Below are 14,416 nucleotides of genomic sequence, written 5' to 3'. Positions count from 1 at the left end.
TTCAAAACTCTTTGTGTTACTCTAAGAAAACGGGAGGTCGTTATCTATCACGGAGAACGTTTTAACAGCATTACTCATCTGATTGGCGCTGCCCTCTCTGTGGCAGGAACTTCCGTCATGGTGACTCTGGCCTCTATTCATGGCGATGTTTGGAAAATTGTTGCGACCAGTGTTTATGGCGGCATGCTTGTTCTACTTTACACGATTTCAACTTTGTATCACAGCATGCAGGGTCGTGCGAAAAAGGTTCTGCAAAAGTTGGATCACATTGCGATCTATCTTTTGATTGCAGGAACTTACACTCCTTTCACTTTGATCACGTTGCGGGGCCCCTGGGGTTGGTGGCTTTTTGGAATTAATTGGTCCCTTGCTTTGATTGGTATCATCTATGAACTGACGATGGCTCATCGCACGCGCATTCCTTCGATGATTATTTATGTCTTGATGGGATGGCTGGTTGTTGTCGCGATGAAACCACTCACAGCAGCACTGCCAACTGCGGGAGTTGTGTGGCTGGCCCTCGGCGGACTGCTTTACACCGGTGGCATTGGATTCTTTTTGTATGATGAAAAAGTCCGACACTTCCATGGCATTTGGCATTTGTTTGTGATGGGTGGAAGTATCTGTCAGTACTTCTGCATTCTGCTTTATCTAGTTTAAACACGGCGCGCTGAAAAAGTTTTTGAGGCAGAGTCATTTTGACTCTGTCTTCGTTGGCATTCTCTTTGAAATGTTCCCTCTTGTTACCAAATAGGAGGGTATAAAATGAAATCACTAACCACCGTTCTTTTGATCACACTTTTTTCTGTAAATACTTTTGCTGCCGGAATTATGGATTGGATTCGTCCAGGTCCTCGTCCTGGTCCTTATGATCCAGGTCGTGGTGGTCGCCCGCAAGTTACCTGTAGCGCCACTGATGATGGCTGGGAAGAACACTGGGGCGGACACAGAGATTGTCGCGAGTGTTTAGCAAAACACGGAAACTGTATCGAGACATGTGAAACGAAATACTTCACTTGCCAAGCTGAAGGAACAGACTATCGCGGATACAAAATGACAATGGAAGCTCGCGGAGAATCCCGCTACTACACAGAGCGCGAAGCCATGGATCGCTGCCAATATCGTTACGACAACTGCCGCATCGTAAGCTGCAACGAAAATTCAGAGACCGTTTCAAGACGTTCTTGCCGATAATTACTTTGTAAGATCTTTTTTATAACCGTGAACCATGCCTGCCACGAGATTCTGTTTCTCGTGGTAGCTTTCGTAAAGGGCACCAATCACGTGAATGGCAACTCCGGCCATCATCACGTTGGCGATGATGTTATGAAGATTCTCAACCCACTCTTCACCGAAGAATCTGTCGGTGCCCATCATGAAGCCCGTGATGCCTAGGCCAATCACACAAAGCATAAGAAAGATCATCATCCAACCCGCTACAGGATTGTGAGACATGTAGATGCGTCTTTTTTTAAAGTAACGAAGATATCTGAAAACAGTTCCGGGTCCCGCAAGCCACGTGCTGAAACGCGCGTAGTAGCTGCCGAAGAATCCCCAGAAAAAACGAAGCACCACAAAGGCGGCGGCGACGTAGCCAATGATCTCGTGGGGCTTTTCACCTTCTTCGGTGATGAAGTAATTCAGGAAAATACAAGAGACCAGAACCCAATGAAAAATACGAACAAAGATATCCCAAACGTAGATTCTTTTTTCATCCTTCATTCTTCTGGCCCCTTTCGCGAGAACTATTTTTTGTTCTCTTTAACAACAGAGCCATCTACTGGGTTGTAGTAAATTTCAACTTTTTTACCTTCTTTATCCCAGCCATAGATTTCGTAACAGTTGCCAGCAGTTTTGAATATTTTGATTTTGTAGCCTTGAGACAAAATCATCTCTTTCATTTTGGCTTCTGACATCCATTTGTCTTTTGCTTCCTTAGTGCAATCAGGTCCTGCAAAAGAAACTGAACCTGCCAAAAGAACGAAAACAGCTAAAAGAGCTTTCATTATAAACCTCCTAAAAGTGGTTCCCCTGTTTTCCTTAAATCCAGGGACCTTGTCCAGAGTCTAGACTGTCCCCGGGGGCCAGTGAAAACAAGATGAAAATCAAGACCTCGTCAAAAAACTTATGTATACTATACCAAGAAGGAATTTTGCCTTGAAAGACCTGCTTTCCCCCTTATTACAAAATCCGTCCCCCGTAGAGCTCCATACGCGCCTGACACGTCATGCCTGTGTCGCCATTATTTTAAAAGGTCAAACCCTGGATGATATGCAGATCGCCTTTATACAGCGCGCCTTCAATCCCAATGATCGCTGGTCAGGACAGATCGCATTTCCGGGAGGAAAAAGAGAAGAGATTGATGAAACAGATTTGGCCGTCGCCCTTCGCGAGACGCGAGAAGAAGTCGGTATCGAACTGCAATCCTTCGAACTTCTGGGACGGCTCGATGATATTCAGGCCCGCAAAGCAGGAACACTTTTGGATTTTTACATCCGCCCATTTGTCTTTCACATCAAACGAGAATTTGGCGTGATGTTGGATGCGGCAGAGGTTGCTGATTTTTTCTGGGTGCCACTTAAACACATTCAAGATCCGCAAAGACAGACACAGTATGAAGTGCGGCGCGAAGTGGGTGTGGCGCAATTGCCTGCGGTGTATCTGGATCGCGAGCCCCCTCTCTGGGGACTCACTTACATGATGGTTCTTAATCTTTTAGAAAGATTCCGTGGAATTATAAAATAGGATAGGCGTCGACAAGTTTCAAAGCTTTCGCTGTCCATGGACTGTTAGGAAGATTTGTTTTCATTTGCTCAAGGTAGCTATGCGCCTGTTTGCGAGTCTGATCCGAAAGTTCCTTACGTTCTTCCACTGTGCTCACCGTTGCAAAGTCTCTTTTTAAAAACATATTCAAACTGAAATCACTCAAAAGAGTTTTATTGGTCAGAATCCATGAGAGTTCAAAGTGATATTGAATCATCTCGTAGAGGGCTTCTTCAAACACACCGACCGCAGGTCCCCATTTTAAGATGACATTGTATTTCTGGAAAGCTGTTGGGTAATCGCGCTTTAAGATAAACATACGCGCATCATTCAAAACATTCTTCCCATACATCTGACGAGAATCATTTAACATCCCGAGGACTTCGTTCTTCCAAGGCGACTGTGGATACTTATCCAAGAAGGCGCGATATTGAAGATTCAAAAGATAAGGAGATTCTTCTGTTTGTACAAGAGAGGCTCCCAAACTGAAAGCCACAAACTCCATCTGACGGTTTTTATCGCGCCATGATTGTTTGATTTCTCCATCGACGGCACGCAAAAGAAGCAGGTGAATGTATTCAGAGTCATTCAAACCATTCCAGTTTGCGAGGTACATATTGGCTTCATTCATCGCCATGACAAAATCTTGGGCATTCAGAAAAGTCTCAACGTAACGACGGTAAGCCTCGCGATAGCTATTAGGATAATTGACGAAAAGACTTCTGTAGTATTCCGCAGGCTTGCACTTATTGTATCCACCTTCAGCTTTGCGTGCACTCGCCCACAGTTCGGCTTCGGTGGCTTTATAGTCGATCTTTGTGTCTTCGGGGCAAATTTGAATATAAGGGTCTTCGATAAAACCCAAATCAAAAAGAATTCTTTGTAAAGCTGATGTGCGGGCACTTGCCGCTTCAGAAACTAAAATCATCGCGATTACCAATAAAAACTTTTTCATAAATCCCCCAAAAGAAAAGGGCGCTTCCCCTCCGAAAAGCGCCCTTAAGGTCCGTCTTAGTTTTTCTTACCAGTGAGCAAGTTGTGACGTACTTCTTGATGAGCTTGAAGACGTGCACGGATACCTACGATAGTGTCGTCAGTGCCAGAGCCTGTGCGATCCATACGGTGACGGATTTCAGGGCTAAGCACCAACCATCTTCCCACTGGAAGGTTGTAAGCTACAGCCACTTCATGCGCTTGTTTATCCAAGTATTGATATTCAACCACGATGGCGCCCGGACCTACTTTGTAAGATCCACCAACTTGTCCACCGACAGTTGTGTCAGTATAAACAGGGTTATCAACAATCACGACACCCTCTGCCCATACTTTCCAAGATCCGTCTTGAGATTTGAATACGAAACCCACACTGCCGCGTTTTTCTTTGACGTCAGTACCTTGGTTTTCTTTCATCATCCCAGAGATCTGTGCAGAAAGCTGGCTCGTCAACTCTTTACTAAGTCTGATAGAAGCCCCTTTTTCATCAGAGATCTTAAGATCGCCTGCACCTGCTTCAAACATCGAGATCGCAACAGAATCTACGATCTTAAAGAAGTTCATTGGAAGCTCGACTGTGAAACCAATAACTTCGTCTTGCTTAGAAAGATTATAAAGAAGAGAGTCTTTGAACATTGGCAATTCATGGTAGTTTTGACCGAATGCCATTTGGTGTTTACCGGCCGTGATCACAGCGCGAGGCAAACCGGAAATTTTGTCTGTCTCGATTTGGATGTAAGCTTCTTCCAAGAACTTACCGATATCGAACTTGTCATCCATCGTTGCTTTATTCAGCTTTTGCTCAAGCTCTGTTTTTACGACGAGCTTGATACCTTCACGAACCAACAATTCGAATTTGATCTCGGCATCTTGCACACGCAGAGTTCTTTCGTAATCGTCAGAAGAACTGCCGGTCATATCAAAATTAGCTTGCCCGTCAATCTTAAGCCAAGGCGCGCTTTCGGCCTTTACTGTTTGCGTGCAAAGCAATGCTGCTAGAACGGCTGTGGTTACTTGTACTTTCATGATTTCCCCCTTGTATTGGTTGGTTTTGTGCCGCTTTCTTTCCCCTAAAATCTCGAATGCGGCAGCGAATGGGGGTATTCCAAGGAAAGTGCCAAGGGTTCTCCGCGAGAGCTGGCAAAAAATTCAAACTCCCAAGATCACAGGGCTTTTCTTCTGCGACAGCCTTGTCCCAGGCGGAAACTGTGACGGCAATTGTTCCTATTCGTCTCAAAACCAGAGACCTATTTTGTCTCAACACCGAATGTCATTTTTTAAGCATTTAAAGAAGAATGAAGTTATTCCCGCAAGATAGAAAGATGTCACAGGCAGAAGAACAATTTATGGCTCCTCTAAGAGATAACAAAAATCTGTGAATGTAATTTGACTCCCTCGTTCCAAACTTGGACGGGGCTATTTATTTTCGAAAAATTCTGCAAAACGCCCTCAACTATCCCAAGGTCCAGCCGATAAGCTTACTACCTTGAATGAAAGGAGCCTTGAATGGCGAATTCAAAAGTAGTACGTCACGAACTTGTTTTATCGACGGAGATTCGTGAATTGAATCTACACAGGGAGACGGGGCCACCTTAAGCCAAGACACAATTTAAATATTGGTGAATAAAAAAACCAGAATCACAAGGGATTCTGGTTTTTCTTTTTTGGAATTAAGAACTTTTCGAGATTACCACCAAGGCCAGCGGACTTTGATGGGTTTAGGAATGTAAGGCACCCACTTCCCGTCCTTACAAATATGCGTGACCGATCGACCTCTATCGCTATTGCGATCATGCTCAGTCCACGTTTCGCGACGTCCTTCTGTACAGCGAGTCTTCGGATCATAAATATAATCAGTCAAATCATAGTAACTGCCGTTCTGACATTCCCGTGTGACGGTCACACGATTCCCCGTGTTTCTTTCAACTTCATAGAATATGGTTCTTCGTCCTTCAACACAGCCGCCTCTACGAACCGCATTGGGATTACCGCGAAGGCCGCCCCCGCCAGAACCGCCACCTCCGACCCCTTGGGCATAAAGATCCGTTGATAAAAAAAGAAGAAGTAAAAGAAAGCCGATAGCTGTGGTTGCAGTAGTTTTCATTATTCACTGTCCTTGCATTGAGAATTCATAGCACTGTATTCAAGTTCGATGACGCCCGTGTGACTCCAAGAAAAAAGACAATCTTTGGAGGCATCCGGTTCATGGGATTTTTCGTGAAGCTCTTTGAGAGCCTGATTCACTTTCACGATGAAGTTGCGGATCAGTCCTCGATTGGTCACAACCGAAAGAGTGTCGTACTCGTAAGACTTCGAATCTGAAAGGTGCGAGATAATACTGACGGTCATCGCCAAATAATCTTTCACCGAAATATCACCGAGATTTAAAAATTCGAAGTTCGTTTCAATACGTTCTTCCGTCATTCGCCAAAGTCCCGCGCGCAAAAGACAATAAGAAAACTCGCTGGCCGTTGCCGCATCAATCCCCATTTTTTTTGCCAGTCGTTTTAAAGTCGTCGGATCTGAAGCCAAGCCCGGCAAAATACTAAAGAGCGCAAACTGATAGTTCTGGCGAATGTCGGCCTTTACTTTCTCAAGAAAGTCCTCTGCACTCATCTCAACCGTAACGGTGACGTCGTCCTTATTTTGATCCCAGAATGTGGATAATTCTGAGTAAAGACTGTCTCTTGTATTCATCCAAGCGTCCTATTCTGGCTAGCACTTTATTTTCATTTCCTAGTGGCGAAAAACTTTCTCCACCCAACTCTTTGATCTTTTCTTCGATCTGACGTTCGATATCGATTCCAAGAATTGCCAGCAAAGGTACGAGGCGGTCTGTGCGCATTTCTACTTTGCCTTGAAAATAGAGATTCATTTGACTGGGTTTTAACTGCAAACTATCGGCAAGATCTTTTTGGCGGATGCCCATCAGCAAACAGGCTTCGCGAATTCGCGACATTAAGACTTCGCTGCGCTCGGGCCGGAGCTTCGGCGTGGATTGTGACAAAGAATCCCCCTTATTTTGCAATTCGGGTTTATCTAGTGCGAAGTGATTCTTGAACACAACTGTAAAAACTGTAATGAACAGGATGTAAAAGAAGCGAGAAGAATAACCACTGTTCTTCTCGCTCCCCGAGGGAAAACGTGTACTAATTTCCTGCGTTCACCCATTTACCGTTAACGCAAACTTTAGAAACGTTCACTGTGTGATCGTTGACCGTATCGTGAACAGATTCAATGCGACGAGATCCCTCTTTACAACGATTTTTCGGCACACGCACATACGCGGCTCTTTCTGCGTCTGTCATGTAAGAGCCGTTTCTGCAAATGCGCATTTCTGAATAAGAATGGTCGCTATCATTATCGTACAAAGTCACCCAACCTTTTGATCCTTCTACGCACGTTGTGCGTGGATTGTAGATGTACTTCGCTCTTTCTTCATCGGTCATGTAAGTGCCATTTCGACACGTGCGAACTTCCGTGCGAGAATGATCATTTACGGTGTCGCGAACAGTGATAATGCTACGACGACCTTCTTTACACGCAGCTGAAGCTGTTCCAGCCATACCAAGAAATGCAAGAACAAGAACTAGAGTTTTCATAAATCCCTCCTAAGGATTGTTATTAATGATTGGTTCCGCGAAGAAGGGTTTATTCCTGAACATTCCTTCGCGGCAAACCGAGACGCCCAGCCGCAAAATAAACGAAATCGTTAATTCCCCTGGTTCACCCCTTGCTCTCTATTAAAAAAGCGAAATGACGGGCGCCTAAAAGGCTTTCCGTTGGAGTTCATCGACCAAAAGATGAACGGCTGTTGAACTTTTATTGGAGGTCTCATTATGAGATGGTCGCGCGCAATTATCACCTTCGGACTTTGTGCCTCTGTTCTGAATCTTACCGCTTGTAAAAGCGAGAAGTCAGATCAGTCGGCAAAGTTAGATGCGGCGAAAACTCCAGCGAAGACCGCAGAAAAAACACTGACTCCCCAAGAGCAAGTCGAGCGAGCTTCTTTGCCTGCAGGACAACTGTGCTACCGCGATCTCTGTGTCGCAAACAAAGAACTTTCTTATCCGACAATGGTGGAACTTGCAGCATCAGCTTCTCCTGAACAAAAGAAATACTATGACGATTATATTTCTGCACTCATGCTAAAGACGGTTGAAGAAAGAAATCTATCTTCCAAACTGCTCGTGGATCTTCTCAATCAAAATCAAGATAAACTCGTCGAGACGCAATTGAATGAAGGCCAGCAACGCATGGTCAAAGCCATGCTTCTGGTTATTTCGTCAAAACATTTGCCTAAACAAGTACACACGGCCTTCCGTCAGAAAATGGCCACTTATGATTTCATGAAGGGCTACTTCCGTTCCAATGTAAAAGGACCTCAAGGATTTTTTGACGTCCTCTATCCTCAAGTTCCGATCAAGCAGGCCGCACAAACAGAAGTCGAAAAAATTCTGGAACTGCAAGATAAAATCAATGGCACCATGAATGCGCGCATTATTGATTTGGAGATGGGTTCTTTGGCGCGCATTAAATCCGGTGAAGGTATTGATACCGACGACCTTACAAGTATGATTGGCAACTCCATTGCTCTTAGAATGCTGGAAGTGCTTTTGATCAAAGACACGGCGCTTGCGGACTCCATGCCTTTGGATCAAAACAAAATCAAACAGATCTTCCGTAACGCGAAGGTCGCAGAAATGATGCAGTCGCGTATTAACAAATCAGGTCTGCTTCCCGTGGCCTGCGAAAGAAACTTTTATAAAGCCATCAATCTCTATCCGCAAAACAGCGAAATTGGCGCCTTCAAAGAAACTTCTGAAAAAGTGCGTGCGCAAGTTCTGACAATGCTTAGCCCTCAAGATCCGGCTTATGAAGTTATTAGGAATGCCCCTCTTTATATGCCCGCTGATGCAAAGACTATTGCGACTCGCTGGACGACGCGCTTGAAAGATTTTATGCAAGATGCCCGTCAAGAGCGTGAGAACTTCAAAAAGCTCGATAACGCCTCATTGGTAGTTCTGGGAACTATCTTTTCTTTGATCTACACAGATGAAGATAAAATCTGTAGTGAAGTCGCGGATCTGAATATCTCGGATGCAACAAATACGATCGATAAGGGTATTAAAGTCAGTTGGCTCTCAGTAAAGAGTCCCGCTTACGGAATTTCCATCTTAGCCCATGAACTCGGCCACCTGGTTTCTAAGTACAGCAACTCGTTTGCTTCCCAGAAGATTTGCCTTGCTGACAAAAACGCCTCTCTTTATGTCGAAGAAGACTTTGCCGATGTGGTCGCAGCGAAAGCCAGCTTGCAATTGCAAAACACTCTTTCAACGAAACAAGGAAACTTTGGTTGCTTATTTGCTTCGGTGGAGCCAACACTGGCTCTTAAGAATGCCGATCCTCATGACGTTCACGCCAGCGGCCTTTACCGCGCTATTCAGATAGCCCAACTGCGCAAGGAAAGCCTTCCAGAGAGCTGCAAAACAGCTCTTCAACAAGAGGCTCCTAAAGCCTTGAATGCTTGTGAATAAAAAAAGCACGCTTCATCAGCGTGCTTTTTAGAAATCCAATTTGTTATTAGCTAACTAGAGGATCGAAAAAACTGTTGAGAAGCTCACAGTTGTTGATTCAGTTCTCGCATCTTTAGGATAGTAGTTCAAATATGTAGAGAAGTAGATATCACGAGTGAATGCATAACCCGCACCCAAACGGCCTGTCATTGTTCTGTTGAGCATCGCCCATTGATCATCCAAAGCGCGTGGATTTGTAAAACCAAGAGCCAATGACGTGTACATGTTGAACTTGTCAGTCACGTTGTACTTCACTTGCGGATAGAAACCGATGTAGTAACGGCCTGCTGTGCGGTCTTTCTTTTCATAATCACGGTTATAAAGGAAAGCACTGATGCTGGAATCAAGACCGACGGCAAAACCTGATGCTCCCAAGTTGTAAACCAAAGAGTTGTCATAGCTCAAAGTTCCGTACTGACCTACATCCAAGTATTCTTTTACAGTTGTCACAGACACACCGTAAGAGTTTCTCATTTGCACATCACCCAAACGCGCATTGCGATCGTAGTTCACGAAAGGTGTTTTAACGTCTGTGCGTTTTGAACCGTGGAAAGGAGTCAACGAGCTGATACCCGTTCCCATGCTCACAGCACTTTTAGAGTCGATACGGTAACGACCACTGATCGAACCACTCAACGCTGTGTCGTTATTTCCGATAGAACCATCTGGATTTGGTTGTTTTTCGTTAGAAAGGTCACCAATAGGCGGACCGAAGTAAGAAAGAGAGAATTTCAAAGAGTAACGAGAAAGAGATCCTGAGTCGGCTTTAAGTTTCGAATCTGTGATGTCTTTATCATCTTCAAACTTTTTGTTCTTAAGAACGTCACCGATTTTTGTCGTCGATTCTTGAACGGCAACTTCAGAAGTTGTTGCTGTTGCAGGAGTCGTTGTCGAAAGAGTTGTTGAAGATGTCTGTGCATTCGCAGCAGAAGCCAAAAATACAAGAGCCGCGATCAAAAGCCCATTATTCATGAATATCTCCCTGGTTTCGGGAGTTTGTACCTGGCCCGTTACAAAAAGGAAAGTCAAGGTTGGGTCAGCCCACCTCCTTAGTAGTTTTTTCAACCCTGCGGCGAAGGATAAAGAGCACTTTGGGCAAGTAATCAAGGACATCGGAGGCTGTCATGGACATGAGGTCCCGTTTATTTGCTTCCCACAGATTGGCTGTGGCCCCATGGACATAGGCTCCCAAAAGAGCGGCCCGGGTGGCCGAAAGCCCCTGTGCCCTTAAAGCCGTTATAACTCCCGCTAAAACGTCCCCCGTCCCTGCTTTAGCCAGAGCCGCATTTCCACTGGCAATTTTATAAATTCTTTTTTGATTAGCGATCAAAGTGCCGTGGCCCTTCAGCAACACCACACACTGAAAAAGCTCTTGGGCCTTTCGAGCAAACTTATAGCGGTCTTGATTGATCTCTTCCGCGGAAACACGAAGGCATCGCGCAAGCTCTCCTACATGCGGAGTTACAATCCATGACGGTAAAAGAGGAAAAAGATTTTGCTCGGCACACACTGTGAGTGCGTCAGCATCCAGAATCACGCGTTCGACCTTTTGTTTTTTAAGTTCTTTGATAACAGACGAGGTAAAATCATTCACACCAAAACCGGGACCGACTAAAATCGCATCGAATTTTAAATCACTCCATGATTTTTTATTCAGGTCACACAAAAGAAAGTCAGGATTTTCCAGCAAAGCCGCGGGAATATTTTTTTGCGCCAATGTCACATAGCCACTCCCCATTCGCTGAGCGGCCTTCGCTGCTAAAATTCCTGCTCCAGGATATTCCTTGCTCCCTGCCAAAATAAGACTTTTTCCTCGGGACGCCTTATTATCCGAAGTCGAAACGGCAGGTAAAAGTTTCTGGGCACCGTGTTTCTTTAAGATATATTTCGGAGCAGTGGATTTTTGCATCCGTTTAAGTGTATAACCAGGCTTCTATGATCGTAAAGACAGAAGCAGACTTAGAAGGTCTAAAAAAAATCGGAAAGGTTGTCGCCAACTGCTTGCAGTACATGTCACGCAAGATGGAACCGGGCATGACAACCAAAGAACTCGATGAGTTGGGTGGCAAATTTTTGGAACTGTATGGAGCACGTTCCGGGCCGATGCTCACTTACAACTTTCCGGGATACAACTGCATCAGTCTTAATCACGAAGTCGCGCACGGAGTGCCATCTCACAAAAAAATTCAAAAAGGCGATTTGATTAACATCGACGTTTCTGCTGAGTTGAATGGATACTATGCTGACAATGGAGGATCTTTCATCGTTCCTCCTGGCACTAAAGAGCAGCAACATCTTTTGGATGTGACTCGACAAGCGCTCAATGCCGCGATTGCCGCTGTGAAAGCCAAAGAACTTATCAATGTCATCGGTTACAACATCGAAAAAGTGGCCAAAGAAAATGGTTTTACCGTCATTGAAAATCTCGGCAGCCACGGTGTTGGTAGGGGCTTGCACGAAGAACCTAAATTTATCGCTGGCTATTACGATAAGAAAGACACACGCAAACTCAAAGAAGGACAAGTCATTACGATCGAGCCGTTTGTTTCTACGGGCGCGCGCTTCGTTGATGAAGAGCCTGACAATTGGACTCTGGTGGCAGGACGCGAACATCGCACCGCCCAGTTTGAGCACACCATGGTCGTCCTTAAAGACCGCGCTTTGATTGTCACAATCCCCGATCCTGTTTAAAAACACGAGAGCTTTCTTTGCAGGAAGCTCTTTCTCTCGCCTAAGATTTTCTTTCTTAACTTGAAGGAGATCTTATGTTGCGAACGTCTTTACTTTTCTTATCATTCGGAACGGCACTGAACGCGCAGGCAGCTAACGGCGTGCTCGCGCAAAAAAATATTTCTTTGAACTTGGCGAATATGGCGGCACAAGCCGCTGTGGAAAACTGTCTGGCTTCGGGCTATCAAGTCGCAGCCACCGTCGTTGATTTCGCAGGCGATGTCAAAGTCACGTTACGTGCGGACGGAGCTGGCCCCCATACTGCTGATGCGAGTCGCAGAAAGGCATATACTTCGGCCTCCGCAAAAAATGCGACCTCTGCCATGCTTGCCGCCTCACAAAGCAACCCTGCCGCGCAGAATCTAGGGCAAATTGACGGATTCTTGTTACTTGGCGGAGGTGTGCCCATACGAGTTGGGAATATCGTTATTGGTGCTATTGGTGTGGGTGGTGCACCAGGCGGTCCTCTGGACGAAGTCTGCGCTCAAGCTGGAATCGATAAAATCAAAGACAAACTGACGCCGTAAAGTGTTTCCGGAAAATGGTGTAACAGAGATTGGCCTAACTTTTATTATAGACACAGTGCCTAAAGGCTTGAGCTTCCCTGAAAAGGTGAAAGGCTAAACATGTCTAATAACGGAGGATTTATGAAACTATTTTTTGTTCTAGCTTCAATGATTTTGGCTTTCTCTGCAAACGCAGCTGATCGTAAAGTTGGTAACGTGATCGCAGTTGAAAGAGAAGTGAACGATCTTTACAACACTTGCATCGGCAAAGTGGAAGATACGGCGAAACCAAAAAGCTTCTTTTCATGCGGAATCAAATACACAACAGACGGCGAACTTCCAGTTAGCAAAGGCCGCGTGCTTAAATTGATTGACGACAAATGTTCTGTGGTTGGTGAGACAATGAACGGTGTTCTTTTGATTACTTTTGCGGGCTCTCAAAACCCGTCAAATTTCGAAGCATCTCGTCTTTGCTTGGAAAGAGCCTTGTCTCCAAAAGATTCTGTAAAAGTGATTCTTTACACTCTTGAGTAGTACTCACGATCAGATGGCTACATTGTAAGTAGCGTCACCAGGGCCTCTTTCTCATACTGAATTTCAAATTCACGAAAGAGGTCCTCTTATGAAACTTCTATTTTTCTCATTACTCTTAGTCGCACTCCAAGCGACGGCCACGGAAGAATCCGCCGCTCCTTTAAAGGTTCTACCTCCCGCACAAGAAGGACAATTGTATCACGGTGCTTTCACGGACAATGGCGAGGTGGAAAATCAAGTCAGCGTTGATAACATCAAAAAATTCGAAAATCTTTCTGGTAAAGATGTTGCCTGGGTTTATTTTTCCAATCACTGGTTTGGAGGAAATGTTATTTATCCCGCTGACAATATCAACGCCATTAAAAAAAGTGGCGCCATCCCTTACATCCGTATGAGTCCCTGGTCTCGCCAAGAAGAGGAAGTCGCTGATCCCTTGATTAGCATGCAAAAAGTCATTGATGGAGTTTACGATGCTGATCTTAAGCAGTGGGCGCGAGAAGCGAGCAAAGCTGGAACTGCGATCATGATTGAATTTGGTCCCGAAGCTAACGGCAGTTGGTTTCCGTGGAATGGAATTTGGAATGGAGGCTCTAAGCGCAATGCTTATGGAGATCCTAACTGGCCAGATGGACCCGAGCGTTTCCGCGATGCCTACAGACACGTCGTCGATTTGTTCAAAAAAGAAGGTGCTAATAACATCACGTGGATTTTGCACATCGACACTTCTCAATATCCAAACTCAGAGTGGAATGATCCGAAATATTATTATCCTGGTGATAACTATATTGATTGGATCGGCATCACTGTGTACGGACAACAAATTCCGACAGATGATGATTGGGAAGAATTTGTTCCAAAACTCACTCGCTACATGCCAAAGATCAACGCAATTTCGACAACGAAGCCTTTGATGATTTCGGAATACGCGGTGATCGAAGATCCCAGCAATTCAAAACGCAAAGCCAAATGGATTTCAGATGCTTTGAATTTTATTATGAGTAAAAAAATTCCGCGCATCTATGCTGCAACTTATTGGCACGCCGGTGGTTGGTTACCTAACGAGAAGAATAATTTCAAAATTGATTCTTCAGCGAACTCCTTGAAAGCCTACAAAGACGCGATATCTGACAGTCGATGGATTTCTAGAGTGAATTTAAGCAAATAAATTTCTTTAACTGTTTCTTGATATGAAAATCACCCGGAAGGAGTTCCACACTCCTTCCACATTTTACGATTATCTCTCAGCTCCACAATCAACACGTTTTCAAAAACAAATTTATCAATAATGATGCGTCCTTTTTCTTGCGCTTTATT

General features: G+C 44.8%; 18 protein-coding genes. 8 read left to right on the top strand and 10 right to left on the bottom strand.

All coding sequences use genetic code 11. The features are described 5' to 3' along the window. Positions 1-42: 42 nt before the first annotated feature. Positions 43-660 carry a PAQR family membrane homeostasis protein TrhA gene (gene trhA, locus ACL934_RS03585; protein WP_413613491.1) on the top strand — a complete coding sequence of 206 codons (618 nt, stop codon included), beginning with the start codon at positions 43-45 and terminating at the stop codon, positions 658-660. Positions 661-765: 105 nt separating this feature from the next. Further along, positions 766-1,194, top strand: a complete 429-nt coding sequence (locus ACL934_RS03580) for a hypothetical protein (protein ID WP_413613104.1) — start codon at positions 766-768, stop codon at positions 1,192-1,194. Here ACL934_RS03580 and ACL934_RS03575 read toward each other — a convergent pair whose 3' ends face one another. Both ACL934_RS03575 and ACL934_RS03570 read right to left on the bottom strand, forming a co-directional pair. Next, positions 1,195-1,722, bottom strand: coding sequence for a cytochrome b/b6 domain-containing protein (locus tag ACL934_RS03575; protein WP_413613103.1), 528 nt, complete (start codon positions 1,720-1,722; stop codon positions 1,195-1,197). It abuts the gene before it with no gap. A 23-nt stretch (positions 1,723-1,745) separates the two neighbouring features. Beyond that, positions 1,746-2,006: a PepSY domain-containing protein gene (locus tag ACL934_RS03570; RefSeq protein ID WP_413613102.1), complete on the bottom strand. Its 261-nt coding sequence runs from the start codon at positions 2,004-2,006 to the stop codon at positions 1,746-1,748. 121 nt (positions 2,007-2,127) lie between these two features. Between ACL934_RS03570 and ACL934_RS03565 the strand changes: the two genes are divergently transcribed. Then, entirely contained in the window at positions 2,128-2,745 is a 618-nt protein-coding gene (locus ACL934_RS03565) for an NUDIX hydrolase (protein ID WP_413613101.1), read from the top strand. Here the strand turns inward: ACL934_RS03565 and ACL934_RS03560 are convergent. The 6 genes from ACL934_RS03560 to ACL934_RS03535 all read right to left on the bottom strand — a co-directional run bounded on the left by ACL934_RS03560 (position 2,735) and on the right by ACL934_RS03535 (position 7,358). Then, on the bottom strand, positions 2,735-3,718 hold the full coding sequence (locus ACL934_RS03560) for a hypothetical protein (protein ID WP_413613100.1): 984 nt from the start codon (positions 3,716-3,718) through the stop codon (positions 2,735-2,737). The genes ACL934_RS03565 and ACL934_RS03560 overlap by 11 nt on opposite strands. Positions 3,719-3,774: 56 nt before the next feature. Further along, entirely contained in the window at positions 3,775-4,782 is a 1,008-nt protein-coding gene (locus ACL934_RS03555; RefSeq protein ID WP_413613099.1) for a hypothetical protein, read from the bottom strand. Between the two features lie 661 nt (positions 4,783-5,443). Next, positions 5,444-5,860, bottom strand: a complete 417-nt coding sequence (locus ACL934_RS03550; RefSeq protein ID WP_413613098.1) for a hypothetical protein — start codon at positions 5,858-5,860, stop codon at positions 5,444-5,446. Beyond that, positions 5,860-6,453 carry a hypothetical protein gene (locus tag ACL934_RS03545; protein ID WP_413613097.1) on the bottom strand — a complete coding sequence of 198 codons (594 nt, stop codon included), beginning with the start codon at positions 6,451-6,453 and terminating at the stop codon, positions 5,860-5,862. Before ACL934_RS03545 ends, ACL934_RS03550 begins: the two co-directional genes overlap by 1 nt. Continuing rightward, positions 6,398-6,763, bottom strand: a complete 366-nt coding sequence (locus ACL934_RS03540) for a helix-turn-helix domain-containing protein (RefSeq protein ID WP_413613096.1) — start codon at positions 6,761-6,763, stop codon at positions 6,398-6,400. Before ACL934_RS03540 ends, ACL934_RS03545 begins: the two co-directional genes overlap by 56 nt. Before the next feature lie 142 nt (positions 6,764-6,905). Further along, positions 6,906-7,358, bottom strand: coding sequence for a hypothetical protein (locus ACL934_RS03535; RefSeq protein WP_374077736.1), 453 nt, complete (start codon positions 7,356-7,358; stop codon positions 6,906-6,908). A gap of 237 nt (positions 7,359-7,595) precedes the next feature. On the opposite strand from ACL934_RS03535, the gene ACL934_RS03530 reads away from it, so the two are divergent. Then, positions 7,596-9,293: a hypothetical protein gene (locus ACL934_RS03530; protein WP_413613095.1), complete on the top strand. Its 1,698-nt coding sequence runs from the start codon at positions 7,596-7,598 to the stop codon at positions 9,291-9,293. A gap of 54 nt (positions 9,294-9,347) precedes the next feature. Here ACL934_RS03530 and ACL934_RS03525 read toward each other — a convergent pair whose 3' ends face one another. Further along, a complete protein-coding gene (locus tag ACL934_RS03525) occupies positions 9,348-10,304 on the bottom strand; it encodes a hypothetical protein (protein ID WP_374077734.1) in 957 nt (318 codons plus the stop codon). Positions 10,305-10,368: 64 nt separating this feature from the next. After that, the gene (locus tag ACL934_RS03520) at positions 10,369-11,241 is read right to left on the bottom strand and encodes an NAD(P)H-hydrate dehydratase (protein ID WP_413613094.1); all 873 of its coding nucleotides are present in this window, start codon (positions 11,239-11,241) and stop codon (positions 10,369-10,371) included. A gap of 26 nt (positions 11,242-11,267) precedes the next feature. Between ACL934_RS03520 and map the strand changes: the two genes are divergently transcribed. The 4 genes from map (at position 11,268) to ACL934_RS03500 (ending at position 14,267) form a co-directional block, all read left to right on the top strand. Then, positions 11,268-12,023: a type I methionyl aminopeptidase gene (gene map / locus ACL934_RS03515; RefSeq protein WP_413613093.1), complete on the top strand. Its 756-nt coding sequence runs from the start codon at positions 11,268-11,270 to the stop codon at positions 12,021-12,023. Positions 12,024-12,097: 74 nt separating this feature from the next. After that, a complete protein-coding gene (locus tag ACL934_RS03510) occupies positions 12,098-12,589 on the top strand; it encodes a GlcG/HbpS family heme-binding protein (RefSeq protein WP_413613092.1) in 492 nt (163 codons plus the stop codon). A gap of 120 nt (positions 12,590-12,709) precedes the next feature. After that, positions 12,710-13,102, top strand: coding sequence for a hypothetical protein (locus tag ACL934_RS03505; RefSeq protein ID WP_413613091.1), 393 nt, complete (start codon positions 12,710-12,712; stop codon positions 13,100-13,102). 88 nt (positions 13,103-13,190) lie between these two features. Further along, positions 13,191-14,267, top strand: a complete 1,077-nt coding sequence (locus tag ACL934_RS03500) for a glycoside hydrolase family 26 protein (RefSeq protein WP_413613090.1) — start codon at positions 13,191-13,193, stop codon at positions 14,265-14,267. The last annotated feature ends 149 nt before the right edge of the window (positions 14,268-14,416 follow it).

The sequence above is a fragment of the Bdellovibrio sp. HCB-110 genome (assembly GCF_047323225.1).
Taxonomy (GTDB): domain Bacteria; phylum Bdellovibrionota; class Bdellovibrionia; order Bdellovibrionales; family Bdellovibrionaceae; genus Bdellovibrio.
The sequence above is the reverse complement of the archived record's forward strand: the minus strand, read 5'-3'. Positions and strand labels throughout refer to the sequence as shown.

Bases quoted from the DNA above. Each gene is read 5' to 3' on its own strand.
- ACL934_RS03530 (WP_413613095.1), top strand. From the start codon at position 7,596: ATGAGATGGTCGCGCGCAATTATCACCTTCGGACTTTGTGCCTCTGTT.
- ACL934_RS03550 (WP_413613098.1), bottom strand. From the start codon at position 5,860: ATGAAAACTACTGCAACCACAGCTATCGGCTTTCTTTTACTTCTTCTT.
- ACL934_RS03570 (WP_413613102.1), bottom strand. From the start codon at position 2,006: ATGAAAGCTCTTTTAGCTGTTTTCGTTCTTTTGGCAGGTTCAGTTTCT.
- ACL934_RS03565 (WP_413613101.1), top strand. From the start codon at position 2,128: ATGTATACTATACCAAGAAGGAATTTTGCCTTGAAAGACCTGCTTTCC.
- ACL934_RS03510 (WP_413613092.1), top strand. From the start codon at position 12,098: ATGTTGCGAACGTCTTTACTTTTCTTATCATTCGGAACGGCACTGAAC.
- ACL934_RS03555 (WP_413613099.1), bottom strand. From the start codon at position 4,782: ATGAAAGTACAAGTAACCACAGCCGTTCTAGCAGCATTGCTTTGCACG.
- map (WP_413613093.1), top strand. From the start codon at position 11,268: ATGATCGTAAAGACAGAAGCAGACTTAGAAGGTCTAAAAAAAATCGGA.
- ACL934_RS03505 (WP_413613091.1), top strand. From the start codon at position 12,710: ATGAAACTATTTTTTGTTCTAGCTTCAATGATTTTGGCTTTCTCTGCA.
- ACL934_RS03535 (WP_374077736.1), bottom strand. From the start codon at position 7,358: ATGAAAACTCTAGTTCTTGTTCTTGCATTTCTTGGTATGGCTGGAACA.
- ACL934_RS03580 (WP_413613104.1), top strand. From the start codon at position 766: ATGAAATCACTAACCACCGTTCTTTTGATCACACTTTTTTCTGTAAAT.
- ACL934_RS03525 (WP_374077734.1), bottom strand. From the start codon at position 10,304: ATGAATAATGGGCTTTTGATCGCGGCTCTTGTATTTTTGGCTTCTGCT.
- ACL934_RS03575 (WP_413613103.1), bottom strand. From the start codon at position 1,722: ATGAAGGATGAAAAAAGAATCTACGTTTGGGATATCTTTGTTCGTATT.
- ACL934_RS03500 (WP_413613090.1), top strand. From the start codon at position 13,191: ATGAAACTTCTATTTTTCTCATTACTCTTAGTCGCACTCCAAGCGACG.
- ACL934_RS03520 (WP_413613094.1), bottom strand. From the start codon at position 11,241: ATGCAAAAATCCACTGCTCCGAAATATATCTTAAAGAAACACGGTGCC.
- ACL934_RS03560 (WP_413613100.1), bottom strand. From the start codon at position 3,718: ATGAAAAAGTTTTTATTGGTAATCGCGATGATTTTAGTTTCTGAAGCG.
- ACL934_RS03545 (WP_413613097.1), bottom strand. From the start codon at position 6,453: ATGAATACAAGAGACAGTCTTTACTCAGAATTATCCACATTCTGGGAT.